Source organism: Bacillota bacterium (genome assembly GCA_013178125.1).
Taxonomy (GTDB): Bacteria; Bacillota; SHA-98; order Ch115; family JABLXJ01; genus JABLXL01.
Genome location: JABLXJ010000006.1, coordinates 64,320 through 78,584 on the forward strand (window position 1 = coordinate 64,320; position 14,265 = coordinate 78,584).

Here is a 14,265-nt window from a genome sequence, read left to right on the forward strand (position 1 = left end):
CAATACTGGTCCACACCTTTGACATGCCATCGGATATGATAACTTTTAGGCATGTTATAGTTATATTGCTTGCATATGGCTCTTACTCCTTTGCGGTGCTTGTGATAAACCGACTTATACAACTGTACAGGATAGCGAGCCAACAAGAAGAGAAACTTGAGGATACTTTTTTGGCGGTGGTCATGGCCCTGAGCAAGGCCCTTGATGCCCGCGACCACTATACCGCAGAGCACTCGAGAAAGGTAGCTGAATATGCAAGGGCCATTGCGGAGACAATGAGGCTTTCCCCCTCTCAGCAAAAGGCCATCTACCTCGCAGGGCTCCTCCATGACGTGGGGAAGATCGGGATTCCTGGATCTTACCTCAACAAACCAGGCAAACTTTCAAGCCAGGAGTGGGTGGAAATACAAAGGCATCCTCTCTTGGGTTATGAGATCATCCAGGACATTCCGGGGCTTCAGAGTATTGCCCGCATGGTTCTGCACCATCACGAGCGGTTTGACGGCCAGGGTTATCCTCACAAAATCACTGATGGGGACATACCGCTTGGGGCGAGGATCCTGTGCGTAGCCGACAGCTTTGACGCCATGACCTCGGAACGGATATACAAGCCAACTATGCCGAAGGAGGTGGCCATTATGGAACTTGAAAAATGCGCGGGCACTCAATTTGATCCTGAGGTTGTGGAGGCATTCTGCCGTTGCCTGAAAGAGCAGGCCCCAAAGGTCACCCCTCGGTCAACCAAGGTCTCTGAACCTATAGCGATGGGTTCCCTTGGGAGATAGGCAGTAGTAAATGATTTACAAAGAAGTGGCTTTCGATGTTTATGCTTACGAAAATGGAAAACCAAGCTTCCGCCACTGGACATCTGGCGCGCCTTACACGCGCTATGATCTGGCTTGTATGCCTTTGCCTTTATGTCATTCCTGTATGGAAGGAGCTTGTAGAGGTCGGCAAAGAGAACTTTGAAAATGCGGTCTGGTATGCCTACTTCCTACCCGCGATTCTCCTAGCCTATTACTATGGGTTTAAGGGCAGCGTACTCAACGCCATTATCAGCGCGGCTGTTGCCTTCCTTGCAGAGAATGAAAAGAGAAGACTCTCGATAAGTCTTGGAAGGGTTGGGGTTGAAGATACCTTCTTGATGATCGGGTTTACGATTTTAGCCTCGCTTTGCGTTGGGTTTATGGCAGAGAAATTAAGAAGGCGGGAACGGGAGCTGCGGATAACCTATGAGGGCGCTATAAAGGACAGCTTAACCGGTCTTTACAACCATGGATACTTCAAAGAACGACTACAATTCGAACTTGAGAGGGCAAAAGCGGGCTCCCGATATCTCTCACTGCTTTTCATAGATGCGGATGACTTCAAGAATATAAATGACACCTATGGCCATTCAGAGGGGGATCGGGTATTGCTTCTCCTAGTAGAGGCCATGAGGGCTAACCTGAGGGAGGAAGATCTCTTGGCCCGATACGGTGGGGATGAATTCGTGGTGATACTTCCCGATATGGATAAGGAAAGGGCGTGTGCTGTTGGTGAGAGGCTGAGATCCGCCGTGGCATCGACTCCATTTCCGTACGAGAGGCTCAGCATATCGATTGGAGTGGCAACGTTTCCTGAAGATGCCGACAGCCCTTCCGGCCTGATACAAATGGCCGATGACGCGCTCAGGAGGGCAAAGCAGCAAGGTAAGGACAGGGTAGGGGTAGCCTCACGATAAAGGAGCTGCCCTTGCCAGGTTCGCTCTTCACCTCTATGTCTCTATGTGCCCGCCATGAAGTTCATTCAGATCGTACCATGCCTTCTTCCTCGAGCCTCCGCAAGTTGCGATAGACCATACCCGGGTCCTGATTCTCACCGTCGAAACCGAGTTCTTTCAGCCTCTCCATGAGATCATATCCATGAGCGGGTTTCTCCAGCAAAAGAAGTAGAAGACACGGCGCCATGAATCGTTCGATTCTTGAACCCGAGCAACTGCATTTGTGAGGTGGCCGGCCATGGCAGGAGCTGTCGTGTACCTGTCCGCACATTTGGCAATGACACTCCATTCATCTATATGTTTTAAGCATATATAAACCTTATGACTTTATAGTAATTGCTCCTGCACGAACTGTCAATACCTCTTTGCTTGAATTTCAAAAAACCTTCCCTCGGTTCGGGGCGCATCCAAGGCGGATATATTGAAAAATTGGGCTGTAGTGGCTAAAAAGTAAAGACTACTAGCACCTGGAATTCTTTGGTACATTTAAATAGTTAAGAAATAGTTAAGAAGAAGAGGCCCGCCAATGGGCGGGCACATAGTTTTAGTATGTTGGTCCGAAGAGAATCTCACCTCGTCAAATAGATTGGCTACCTCCACGTTTTTCCTTCGTAAGAATCCGCCTGATAGATCTCACTTTGGAGTATCTATGGTGTAGGCCCCATTAAAGCAATTATAAGCATCCTAAATGTCCACCATACGGGGACGGCCAACTGCTGTAATTATCACGTGGCCTTCGAGAAAAAGCGGGGTTCCCTTTCCATTGCCGACCGTCCCCGTCTTATCTGCCAGGTCAACCTTGTATTCTATATCGCAGGCGCCGGCGCGCTGCATTTCCTCATTAGCTATAGCTATGCCCGCGCTCCTGGCATAAGAGTACGCCTCCTCCAGATGCCTGAACGACCTCTTCTCCCTGGGCGTATGTAAGGTATAGCACTCTATACCTGACGTAGTATAAACCGGCGAGATGAGAATCTCTACTGTCTTGAGCATGCACCCTGTAACCGCCCCCACCGCGTTTGCCACCCCGGCGTGATTTGGGATCACAAGCTGCGTATTCAACCGCTTAGCCACATCAGGCATGAAATTAGATACGGGTGCCCCGATCGCGACTATCGGAATCTCAGCTTTAAGACTGCAGGAGAGCACCCCATCTCCTGTATCCCCGCCCCTCCCTTCACCATGGCGGCTACCAGAAAGAGCCTTGCTGATGAAAAACGAGCACACCCTATCATAGGAGGGTTCCTCAATGCCGGATTCATCGGAGACCAGCTTTGTAACGATCTCCTTAGATATATCGAAGGCAATACGATCGTGAACCATTCGAACAAGCTCCTCCACGGTCACCCCGAGCTCCCTTGCGAAAATCCGGGCGCCCAGGAGCGAGGCCCGGCGGTTCCATGCTGTGTATTCACCCGATACATGCAAGATATCCGTAGGCGTCAACCCTATACGGGTTATAACCCCCGCTGCCTCCAGGTTCTTTACCGGGACAAGGCAGGGATGCGATACGCCCAGCCTGCTGCTTAACTCAAATAGGGAGTGCGGCCGGGCTTTGAGGCAGCTAATCACCTCTTGTTCTCCCTGGCTCAAGGGCATATTAGAAGGCATCCTGGTGAATGTCAGAAAATCCGTGACGTTTACGAGATCAGATGTCTCGCCAGAACTCAGGATCCGCTCCAGTTCCCTTTCGACTTCAGGAAACTCGCTCGCAGCCACGCATAAAGGGATCACCCTCTGGGGACCGACCTTTACGGTGCCTTCCCTCGTCCTGCTTATATGGCTGTCACCGCCTATGCCCGACGTCCTTATGTCCGCCGCGGTTACGCTTGTAGACCACCCGCCGACCCGCGCCCCCGATGCGACAACCCTTGGGATTCCACCCTTGAGAACAGCTATATCCGTGGTGGTGCCGCCCATATCTACGACTATTGCATCGTCAATCTTCGAGAGGTTATGCGCGCCGACCGCACTTGCGGCAGGACCTGAAAGGATTGTCTCGATAGGCCGCTCAAATGCAAGGTCGCATGATATGAGGGAGCCATCGCCTTTGACTATCATAAGGGGCGCAGATATATTCCTCTTTTGTAGGACCCCCTTAAGTGATGCGATCAGCTCCCGGATTATTGGGATCAGCCTGGCATTTAACATCGCTGTTGCGGCGCGCTTTAAGGAATTTAGCTCCCCTGTAAGCTCATGACCGCACACAACCGGGAGATCGCTATGCTGTTTAATAATATCCCGAGCAAGAATCTCATACTCGGGATTGCGGACACCGAGGTACTCCGAGACAGCGAAGGCATCAACCCCATCAGCCTCCGCTTTTCGCACAACCTTTATAAGCTTCTTGGAATCAAGCTCTTCGACGATTTCCCCCTGTAAACCATGCCGGCCCCGTATGAGTTCGTAGCCCCTCGTGGGCAGGCCGACCTCCGGCCCATATTCAGCAAGGATGACAGGATCATAACCTATCAATATAAGACATACGCTTCCGCCCTTGCCCTCAACGAGGGCGTTTGTAGAAAGCGTTGTGGATACTGAGACCAGCTTGATCTGGGATGCATCCAAATATCCCGATATTAGTCTATCTATGGAATTCTCAATGCCTATAGCCAAATTCGAACGAGTGGTCAAAGCCTTGGCGCTTGCCACTATTTCGCTGGTTTCCAGATCAAGTATGACCGCATCTGTGTAAGTTCCGCCGGTATCTATTCCGAGTCCAAGCTGCATATGTGTACTTTGCCACCTTCCCTTACGCGGCGCTATCCGCCCTCCGCAATGGCCAGGCCTTACCCGCTAGAAGCCATGTTCGAGGATGACTCTTGACATACTCAAGCGACTTGGCAGCACACCTTGTTCACCGGTAGTCCTTTAATATGGATAGCGGTGGAAACATTATAGCCCCAGCAGGGCACTGGGGGGCGCACCCGCTACAACCCACAATACACTTAAACGGGTTTTTTACAACGGGCCTCTGGTTCTCCTCATCCCACCCGTACGTGCCGTGTGAACAGAATTCATAGCAGGTACGGCAACCCGTACACTTCTCAGGATCGATTGTGGGATACCAGGGTATCTGTTCTCGGGGCACTCTATAGCTCACTATTAACTCCTCCTCTCGCATGCCTTGCTGCAAAACGTCGTGAGGGACCCCTACCCCTTGCCCTTGCCCTTGGGGCAGGGGTCCTCTACTCACGGCTCAGAGGCCGTCTATTTCGAAAACCACTCTCGAATCTGCGCTTCTGTAGGTATCTTCCCCTCGGCCTTCTTTTCACCGTCCACAAACACGGCCGGAGTCATCATAACCCCTCTGTCGACAATCTCGCCTATATCTGTTACATGCACTATTTCCGCCTGAATCCCGAGCTTCTGTATAGTCGCCGCGATCATCTCCTCGGTTTTCCGGCATTTCGGGCAACCTACACCAAGTATCTCAACCTTCATCTCTTGAATCTATACCTCCTTCGTTTATCCTGCCTTTACCAGCGTGATAATCCCGTCCTGGAAGAGTCAACGATCCATCAACCCCGACTGGTCAGGCCCGGTCTGGTCTAGCCCGGCCTGACCTAGCCCACTATAGCTCCAAAGATCATGCCACTGATTGTTGCCATGATAACTACCAGTGAAATATAGACAAATGTCTTTTTAAACCCCAGCATGCTATTTATAACAAGCATGCTTGGAAGGCTAAGCGCAGGTCCCGCAAGAAGGAGCGCCAGCGCCGGGCCCTGGCCCATTCCCGAGCCTAGCAGGCCCTGGATGATAGGTATCTCAGTAAGGGTCGCGAAGTACATGAACGCGCCAACAATGGAGGCAATGAAATTCGCGAGAAGCGAGTTTCCCCCCACTATCGAAGCAACGTAGCGCGAGGGTATAAGTCCTCCATCGATCCCTGGGCGCCCCATCAACAGGCCCGCGACCATTACCCCTCCAAATAGAAGGGGTAGTATCTTCTTCGCAAAGTCCCACGTGGAATCCTTCCAGGCAACAAGCTCCCCTGGCTTAAACCAGGCCCTGAGCATGTAAGCAAGGTAGCCGAGAAGCACCGCTACAAGATACCATTTTATCCCGAAGACGAAATTCCAGAGACCCACGGGCTGGGATGGCTTACCCCACGCAGCGAACACCAGGATAAGTACCAGGGTCGCAAAATACATGGTCGTCTGCCCCAGGCTGCGGCCATCCTCCTCAATCGCCTGTGATGCGGCGGCGAACCCCTTCTGCCTCTCCGTCTCCTCCTCCCTGAAGATGAAGGCCATCAGAATTCCAATAACGACTGAGAATAGCACGGCCCCAACGGCCCTTGCAAGCCCGATCCGCCACCCCAGGACCCGTGCTGTCAATATGATCGCTAAGACGTTAATGGCTGGCCCTGAGTATAGAAACGCCGTTGCCGGGCCGAGGCCCGCCCCCCTCTTATATATGCCCATGAAGAGCGGCAACACCGTGCATGAGCAGACAGCAAGTATCGCGCCAGATACCGAAGCTACAGCGTATGCCAGCCATTGTTTTGCGCCCCGGCCCAGATACCTCATGACCGACTGCTGCGAGATGAAGTTCTGCATGGCCCCTGCTATAAAGAAGGCAGGAACAAGGCAGAACAGCACATGCTCCCTTGCGTACCCCTGCAACATGCGAAACGCCTCGAGTATCGCCGTCTGGACTCGCGGGTTGCTCAAGGGAGCAAAGTACGCGGCAAGAAAGACCCCCACTATCAGTATGAATGTTCTTAGTTCCTTCATAATCGCTCACTCCTACTATTCACTATGTTCAATCCCTTGTTCAATGGCCGGGCAGACGAGTACGCACTCTCTATCTTCATTAAGTTGATCTACACATCTCATGAACTGATAAACACAAGGCGTTCTGAGCCTATAAATCACATTAAGCCCTTCTTTTCTTGAAACGACCACACCTGCCGTCTTAAGTAGGCTTAGGTGTTTCGAAATCGTGGATTGATCGAATCCCACGCGGCTAACAAGGTCGCAGACACATTTTTCGCCCTCTTCAGCGAGGATTTCAACCAACCTGAGTCGAGTTTCATGAGCCAGGGCCTTGAAGACGGCTACCTGTCTTGAGATTGTATCCTCATGTTTCATTCGAATCACCACCATGGCTATATTACCATATAGCCAAATATGATGCAAGAGGTTTTTACACCATAAACACTTAAACCCCCATATAAAACAGGTAGATTCCCGCAATAGCCACCAAAACCCCTAAGGCGAGCCTTACCGTCTGGCCTATCCTTTCCGTCGTTTCAGATTTTGCAAGTCTATCTACAAAAGCTACTGAGGTCCCGGCAACAAGCGCTAACGCAGAATGTCCAACCGCATATGCACCTAACAATGACACCCCAAAGACCAAATTACCTTTCCCGGCAACAATGTTGATTATCCCCATTAACCACAGGCCAAGGAGGATTGTAAAGGAACCCAAAACCAGATACCATCCCTTCCCGATGCCACCCATGATCCTTCCGAGGATTGCTGCCAGTTGAAGGTTCCATGCCTATGACGGGTATTCTTTGAGTAATTCCTCAACTCGCTTTCTTATCTCATCCCTTACCCGGCGAAACTGAGCCATGATTTCTTCATCTGTGCCCTTTGCCTTGGCGGGGTCCGGTAGGGGCCAGTGGATGCGTCTCACCTTGGGAGGTGTCATAGGGCACCTCTCCTCTGCGTCACCACAAAGGGTCACAACCAGGTCCATCTTTTTGAGAAGCTCAGGTTCGATGGGGTCCGAGGTCTGCATTGAGATGTCAATCCCTACCTCACGCATAACCTCAATAGCCCTGCGATTGAGGCCGGCAGGCTCGATCCCTGCGCTATAAATCTCCCAGTTATCCCCGGACAGTGCCCTGGCAAACCCCTCAGCCATCTGGCTTCGACAAGAGTTACCTGTGCACAAAAACATCACCTTTTTCTTCTCCACATCTCATTCCCCCAAATGTACCGGTTTCTGCTTTCAGTTTGGACGCATAAACTAAGTGAGGGCAGTCCCTGCCGCATTGTTAGCCACCACTCGACAGGGACCCCTGGATGCACACGTTAAAGCAGCCCGCTGCCTCATGTACCCCAAAGGAGCACAGGAGAAAACAGGACATCGTGTTCAATGTTTATAAGACCTTCCTGAACATTTTCCCTCACTTCTTACCATCTTAGAATTGGTCTTCCATATCAGTGGGTCGGTGCAACGAAAACAGCAAGGACCTTTTGAGAACCCCGATGGTTACCTGACCTCTTCCGGGGTTGTGCGGGGTGCAGGGAACCAGTGCCGTGTCCTGTTTGCGATAGTAACAAGACTTAGCATTATCGGGACCTCTTCTAACACCCCAACTACAGTGGCCAGTGCTGCTCCCGAATTCAGGCCGAACAGGGATATGGCTACGGCTACAGCAAGCTCGAAGAAGTTGCTCGCCCCGATCATGGCCGCCGGAGCTGCAACGGTCCTGTCTACCCTCCACCATCGACACCACAGGTACCCTATGGCGAAGATCAGGTATGTTTGAATGGTAAGTGGAATCGCAATTAGAAGAATGTGGATGGGGTTACGTAATATTATCTCCCCCTGGAAGGAAAAGAGGATTATGAGTGTAAGCAGAAGACCTATGATCGTGAATGGTTTGATAACCCAATTGACCACCAACGTAACTATAAGCCCTTTGGGCTTTTTCCCCACCCTGACGATACTTCCGAAATCTATCTGGACCATCATTGGGTAGATCATGAACCAGATCAATATCGCGACTGGAACGGAGACGTGAGCGTATTCCCACTTGCTGAGGATGGTAGGTATACCTGGGAAGACCGATCCCACCAGGATCCCGAGCACGATACAGATAGCTACCCAGACAGTTAAGTACTTCTCAAAGACCCCTAGGAATATGCTCGAAAACCCTATCTAAGGGGCTACATCCCACAATATATTGGGACAATTCCTAAGGATGGCTACAACATATGAAGGCTGTGAGGGTTTTCGAGCAATCTCCTAGCCCCTGTTGCTTTTGGACTCCTTGCATAGTGATATTGGCCCCCTTAATTAGCTCGTTTACAGAGAGTCCGCGGGTTTCTTTCAACCTCTCTGACCTTCTCCACGATTTCGCTCATTCCCGGCAGATCTTGAATGGGCGCACTTAGGAATTGGTCTAGCATATGCCAGGATTCCTCGAGGCCCTCTTTATCTGCTTTATAGAATACCCATTGGCCTTCCCTGGAACTCTCCACCAGACCTGCGTCCTTTAGAATGCCCAGGTGATGAGATATAGCAGGCTGGCTGATTCCAAAAATTTCTTCGAGTTCGCATACGCAAAAACTGTTGATGGATAGCACCTTAAGTATCTTGAGCCTGGTATCCTGTCCCAGAGCCTGTAGAACCCTAATGACTTGTTCAAGCGGGTCTATAACTCTCACCCCTTTGATAAAGATATATACATCTTTTTATTTACCCTTATTCTATAAGACTATACAAGGATAGTAAAGGGTTTGTACCAAATTCTTTCTTGCGGTGTAAAGCAGTACCCAGTCTGAAGCATTAGAGGCCCACCTTTGGCCTGGAACGAACTGCCGAAAGTCTCTTGATCGAAGATGTCATGGAATCGTAATTCAACGGCCACTCGTTCGACGGCTTTCCGGTTCGCCTCAATACACTTCAATATCCACAGATAAAAGCTCCCCCCGGCTCAACAACCCATTATTATCGGGGAAAAGCACAAACCCGCTACCGTCTCTCACTAGACTTGTGGCATAACGGAACTTATACCTACCAAAGCATTCTGCAGCTACCACATGGCCAGCTTGGTGCTGGGATAAGCGTTCCAAAGCTTTGGGAGATGAGGTCAGTTTTCGCCTTGAATTTAAGGTCAACTTATGTAGCGCCCACCTGCAATGCGCTGCACTAATCTCCTTCCCGCCCGTCATAGCAGCCCGGATAGCTGCTTCATTCAACAGATTAGCAAGATCGGCCCCACTGAAACCCGCCGTCATCTCCGCGAGTTTCTTAAAATTTACATCACTAGCAAATGGCCTTCCCTGAGCATGGGCTTCCAAAATTGCCTCTCTTTCCGCCGGTCCAGGTAGTTCCAGGAATATCTTACGATCAAACCGTCCTGGACGGGTTAAGGCGGGATCTAATATATCCGGCCGGTTGATGGCGGCTACCACTATGATATTACCTCTCGCTTCCATACCATCAAGTTCGACCAATAGTTGATTTAGGGTCTGTTCGTATTCCTCATGGCCCGGGTCAGCCAGGCCACTACGTATTCTACCGACCGCATCAATCTCATCAATGAACACCATACAGGGTGCCAACACTTTCGCTCGGTGAAAGAGTTTACGTACCCTTGCCGCACCTAGGCCACCGTAAGTTTCCACAAATTCAGGTCCACTCGTAGCCAAAAATGGTAAACGGGTTTCACCAGCTAAAGCTCTGGCGATCAGGGTCTTGCCGACCCCGGGCGGCCCTATAAGCAGAATGCCCTTAGGAATTCTTGCCCCCACCTCGCGATAACGATAGGGGGATTTGAGAAAATCTACTATCTCCGCCAGTTCTTCTTTAGCTGAGCCTAAGCCTGCCACGTCGGCAAGGGTTATAAGAGGCACTCTATCGTTATGAGTGACTACCCGTACCTCGTCACTGTCTTCTATTTTCATGATTAGATCACGATTGCTTCGCCTCATGTGGGTCTGGACACCCCAAATAGTTAGTGCCAAGGCAAAATACAATAATTTTGACATTACGAGTCCGGGCCACGAGGTTACTAAATTGGCCGTTTCAATCTCTGGATTTGTCGTCCTAGCAAGTTGCGGATTATATTCAGTTTTCGCTTGCAGAGAAGCTGCATAATAGCTTCCCTCCAAAACGCGACTTTCGTGAGGAAAGCGATGCGAGCTCCCTTGTGAACGCATGAAAAGATAATCAGTGAATATCGATACTGCAAAAATAATAATCGCCCATAGGATTACTTTCCGTCTACCCCATTCTTTATGCCCCATTGCCCAGTCTCCCTCCCAACAGGAAAGACTTCAAGACAAGACGATCTTTTATCCCTTTTATCTATCTAGGGTTTATCTAGTTATCTAGGGTCTCGATCGAACTATCTTTGTAGGCTGTTGTTTTACTATTTCCACCACTTGCGTACCCTTGTAATCATTTTAAATAAAAGCCATCTGTTTAGGATTCGGCAGTAGTTAAATAAACAGTTAAGAATTTATTTATATCCTAATTCATATTATGTTCCTTCGTTATAGGTCTGTCAAGATATTGCCAATGGCTTCCTAGGGTTTCAATATAAGTTTATAAATATTGCCAACTGCCAACCCATAACGAGCCGCTTTATTGGGCTCTCCCCCCCCATAATGCTATCCACAAAAGTACTGCATAGAATGCATAACCGCAGTGCCGCAGTGACAGAACATTATTCTGGATAGCTATAGCGCACAGCTGAAGGTCAAGCCCCAATTTTGTGTGTAAATTCGCCACTGGACGTGTTGCGTGCTGCTATCCCCCCTCTACTTTGCCATTATGTTCATGGCGTCTTTTTCCCTCAGTGTGCGTATGGGAATAGGAGGAATAGGATACGGGCAGACGGCGAGCCTATCTTTTACGGCTAAAAGCGACAACTTCGAACTCGCTATTGCGGTGGCTGTCGGCGTGTTTGACATCAGCTCGGGTCAGACTTTTGCCGCGGTTATCGGGCCGCTGATCGAGGTTCCTGTTATGATCGGCCTGGTGAAGGTCGCCCTGGCGCTTGGGCGTAAGTATTACCCCGGTAGAGTGGGATAGGTAGTGGGATAGGTATTGACATAGATCCTGACGAGGAGTAATATTCTTGTAGAATATATAAATAAATTATTATATGTTTATGAATAGCTGGCAAGAAGGAGGTCTGGAGCTTGGCGAAAACATGGTACCCGGTAATAGACCGGGACAAGTGTACTGAATGCTTGGAATGCGTTAATTTCTGCCCACATGGAGTATACGCGGTTATCGATGGGAAGCCGGTAGTGGTAAATCCGGACAACTGCGTGGAATTCTGCAAGGGTTGCTCGAAAATATGCCCGTCGGAGGCGATTCATTATGAAGGCAGCTCCGCCGGTGCCAAAGAGCGGCCAGGATCCTCAGGCGCGGCTGGCAAGAGCGCTGCAAGCTGATGAGATGAATGAACGACACATGAGGATGGTTTGGGAGCCCATCTTAGCTGTCTAAGATGCGAAGGCTCCTGATATCACGAAAGGAGGATTTCCCATGGAAGAAAAGAAGGGACTCTTACTCTGTAATTGTCAGGGGACATGCCCGTCGTTTGGGAAGATGGACATATTTGAGATCATGAATAGGCTCAGGCGGGAGAAAGTCGTAGATTTCGTCGCCATACACCCCCAGCTTTGTTCAGATGACGGAGAGGTATTCCTGGAGACTCTCTTGAACGGGGAGGACGTCGGGAAGCTCTACGTAGCGGCCTGCGATCCCGCGATGCAGAAGAAGATGTTCAGAGACGCTTTTGATGATTCGGGCTTTCCGAGGGAGGCACACAAGGGCGTAGACATCAGGAATATGACAACGGACGATGCCGTCTCGACAATAAAGAAGATGGTCTCTGAGGACAAAGATTGAATTTGGGAGGGCTCTGGGTCTCAAACCCGTGCCGCAAGCCCGGATCCGGTCGGGCGAGAGACCCGTCCTATTCTGCAATTTGAGGCGATGATAAGAATGCCGCCATAATATAGTCCATCTGGTTCAACCGCAGCACATGCGCCCGATGGTATACTTGGTCTAAGGGTAATTACATTCACCACCTTCCATCAAAAACCAAAAACATACTAAAAAACAGATAAGATCTTGGTGGAAAAACTAGTTCACCAAGATCTTAAAAAGTCCAGTGACTTCTCCATATAGCACCTTATGGAACATGATGGAGAAAATATTCCACCAATCACCTAATTTCTAGGGGGTATACCTGTCCTATGAAGTCCTCAAACCCTTGAAAATACTTGGCTGGGGAGGAAGGATTCGAACCCTCGCACTCAGAAATCCAAAGTTATTTCCTGTAATTCCATAGACGTCCATCTTGTTGTGCCACAAGCATTTCAGCGTCCATCAATTCCATCCAATACACCTGTTTTTACCCCGATTGCTGTCAGTTTTGCTGTCAAAATCCGCATGAGACATAGCTTCTGATTGCCTGGAGGTTGACAGCGTGTCTCGTCTCTCGGACGGTCCCTGCCGGGCCAGGACGGCAAGGAAAGCTTCTACCACCTGTGGGTCCAGTTGACTCCCCCGACACCGGCGCAAGATTTCTACCGCTTCAAATGCCGAAAGCCCACGGCGATACGGCCTTTCGCTGACGAGGGCATCGTAGGTATCCGCCACAGCCAGAATGCGAGATTCCAAGGGTGTATCTTCCCCTATCAACCTGTCAGGGTAGCCGTTTCCGTCATAATGTTCGTGGTGGTGCCGGATGATAAGAGCATGTTCCATCAATGTATCCGTAACACCGATGATTTGAGCGCCGATGATTGGGTGCTTTTTAATCTGCTCTAATTCCTGGGGACTGAGCTTGTCTGGCTTATTGAGGATATGCTCGGGAATTCCGATCTTACCTATGTCGTGAAATAGAGCTGCTTCCTCCAGCAGTTTCAGCCTATCTTCTGATAGGCCTAGTTCCTCGCCTATCTGTAAGGCAAAATCGGCTACCCGGATAGAATGGTCCGCTGTATAGTTATCTTTAGCATTGAGGGCTGCTAAGAGCGCCTTTATCGTGCCCAGGTAGATGTCTTGTTTTTCATTGTAAATTGCATCCAGGCGTATTTGTAGAACTTTCATGGATGCACTCTGTTGCTCGATCACCTGTGAGGCCGACTTGAAAAATCGATATAGTGAAACGTATACGAGGATGAAGCCACCGAAGAGGGTAAGCCCTACCATGTAATAGGCCCCGGAGATAGAACGGTATACCAATGGGGCATCCAAATAGAGTTCATAAGCCCCTAAGACCAGGTCCTGAGAGTTTTTCATGGGAACATAGACCTTCACTGCTCTATCACCTCTGGGGCCCTTGGTGCCCGTTCCCCCTTTCTGCAGAGTGATCGCCTCGGTGATGAGCTGACCGTTCAATGCCTTTTTCAGCTTTTCGGTCAACGGAAACTGCCGTCCGATAATGCTTTCGTTATCGGAGAAGATAATCTTGCCAGAAGTATCCCAGACCCTGATTTCTAATATCTTCATTCCCATTATCTTTTCACCAAGGACCCCCTGTTTGAATAGCCAGGCCATTTCAGCATAGTGTTCTTCCGGGGTGGTCTCTACCCGTACCTGGCTATGCAGTAAGGCTTGCACGTGCTCGCCAGTAATCCGAGCCACGACGTCCAATATCCGGGCTTTTATGAAACCGGACATCACCAGCGAGAGGGCCATCGCAAGCAGAACGAACGTTATAAAACTGATGATCGAAAACCTATGAAGCAGTGAGCCTTTCATATTTCTTCACTTTCAGTGGCATCTTT

General features: G+C 50.0%; 16 protein-coding genes and 1 pseudogene. 5 read left to right on the forward strand and 12 right to left on the reverse strand.

What is annotated here, in order from left to right; all coding sequences use genetic code 11:
* Positions 1-182: 182 nt before the first annotated feature.
* Together HPY71_06715 and HPY71_06720 are read left to right on the forward strand one after the other, a co-directional pair.
* Positions 183-785, forward strand: a complete 603-nt coding sequence (locus HPY71_06715; protein ID NPV53198.1) for an HD-GYP domain-containing protein — start codon at positions 183-185, stop codon at positions 783-785.
* A 104-nt stretch (positions 786-889) separates the two neighbouring features.
* Positions 890-1,723, forward strand: coding sequence for a diguanylate cyclase (locus HPY71_06720; protein ID NPV53199.1), 834 nt, complete (start codon positions 890-892; stop codon positions 1,721-1,723).
* A gap of 61 nt (positions 1,724-1,784) precedes the next feature.
* Here the strand turns inward: HPY71_06720 and HPY71_06725 are convergent, their stop codons facing one another.
* From HPY71_06725 to HPY71_06775, 11 genes are all read right to left on the reverse strand, one after another.
* A complete protein-coding gene (locus HPY71_06725; GenBank protein ID NPV53200.1) occupies positions 1,785-2,033 on the reverse strand; it encodes a PadR family transcriptional regulator in 249 nt (82 codons plus the stop codon).
* Between the two features lie 413 nt (positions 2,034-2,446).
* On the reverse strand, positions 2,447-4,492 hold the full coding sequence (locus HPY71_06730; GenBank protein NPV53201.1) for a hydantoinase/oxoprolinase family protein: 2,046 nt from the start codon (positions 4,490-4,492) through the stop codon (positions 2,447-2,449).
* A gap of 127 nt (positions 4,493-4,619) precedes the next feature.
* Positions 4,620-4,868: a ferredoxin family protein gene (locus HPY71_06735; protein NPV53202.1), complete on the reverse strand. Its 249-nt coding sequence runs from the start codon at positions 4,866-4,868 to the stop codon at positions 4,620-4,622.
* A 104-nt stretch (positions 4,869-4,972) separates the two neighbouring features.
* Positions 4,973-5,206, reverse strand: coding sequence for a thioredoxin family protein (locus HPY71_06740; protein ID NPV53203.1), 234 nt, complete (start codon positions 5,204-5,206; stop codon positions 4,973-4,975).
* 122 nt (positions 5,207-5,328) lie between these two features.
* Complete coding sequence (locus HPY71_06745) at positions 5,329-6,507, reverse strand: permease (protein NPV53204.1); 1,179 nt, start codon at positions 6,505-6,507, stop codon at positions 5,329-5,331.
* Positions 6,508-6,519: 12 nt separating this feature from the next.
* Positions 6,520-6,861 (reverse strand): winged helix-turn-helix transcriptional regulator, encoded by a 342-nt coding sequence (locus tag HPY71_06750; protein ID NPV53205.1) that lies wholly within the window; start codon positions 6,859-6,861, stop codon positions 6,520-6,522.
* Between the two features lie 70 nt (positions 6,862-6,931).
* Entirely contained in the window at positions 6,932-7,234 is a 303-nt protein-coding gene (locus HPY71_06755) for a hypothetical protein (GenBank protein ID NPV53206.1), read from the reverse strand.
* Between the two features lie 39 nt (positions 7,235-7,273).
* Positions 7,274-7,678, reverse strand: a complete 405-nt coding sequence (gene arsC, locus HPY71_06760; GenBank protein NPV53207.1) for an arsenate reductase (thioredoxin) — start codon at positions 7,676-7,678, stop codon at positions 7,274-7,276.
* A 315-nt stretch (positions 7,679-7,993) separates the two neighbouring features.
* Positions 7,994-8,650 carry a hypothetical protein gene (locus HPY71_06765; protein ID NPV53208.1) on the reverse strand — a complete coding sequence of 219 codons (657 nt, stop codon included), beginning with the start codon at positions 8,648-8,650 and terminating at the stop codon, positions 7,994-7,996.
* Positions 8,651-8,799: 149 nt separating this feature from the next.
* Positions 8,800-9,165, reverse strand: coding sequence for a winged helix-turn-helix transcriptional regulator (locus tag HPY71_06770; GenBank protein ID NPV53209.1), 366 nt, complete (start codon positions 9,163-9,165; stop codon positions 8,800-8,802).
* Positions 9,166-9,402: 237 nt separating this feature from the next.
* Positions 9,403-10,758: an AAA family ATPase gene (locus HPY71_06775; protein NPV53210.1), complete on the reverse strand. Its 1,356-nt coding sequence runs from the start codon at positions 10,756-10,758 to the stop codon at positions 9,403-9,405.
* A gap of 483 nt (positions 10,759-11,241) precedes the next feature.
* On the opposite strand from HPY71_06775, the pseudogene HPY71_06780 reads away from it, so the two are divergent.
* From HPY71_06780 to HPY71_06790, 3 genes and pseudogenes are all read left to right on the forward strand, one after another.
* Positions 11,242-11,548: pseudogene (locus HPY71_06780) on the forward strand (arsenic resistance protein).
* 110 nt (positions 11,549-11,658) lie between these two features.
* On the forward strand, positions 11,659-11,916 hold the full coding sequence (locus HPY71_06785) for a ferredoxin family protein (protein NPV53211.1): 258 nt from the start codon (positions 11,659-11,661) through the stop codon (positions 11,914-11,916).
* Positions 11,917-12,010: 94 nt separating this feature from the next.
* Positions 12,011-12,376, forward strand: coding sequence for a heterodisulfide reductase subunit A-like protein (locus tag HPY71_06790; GenBank protein ID NPV53212.1), 366 nt, complete (start codon positions 12,011-12,013; stop codon positions 12,374-12,376).
* Between the two features lie 483 nt (positions 12,377-12,859).
* Here HPY71_06790 and HPY71_06795 read toward each other — a convergent pair whose 3' ends face one another.
* The gene (locus HPY71_06795; protein ID NPV53213.1) at positions 12,860-14,239 is read right to left on the reverse strand and encodes an HD domain-containing protein; all 1,380 of its coding nucleotides are present in this window, start codon (positions 14,237-14,239) and stop codon (positions 12,860-12,862) included.
* Between the last annotated feature and the right edge of the window lie 26 nt (positions 14,240-14,265).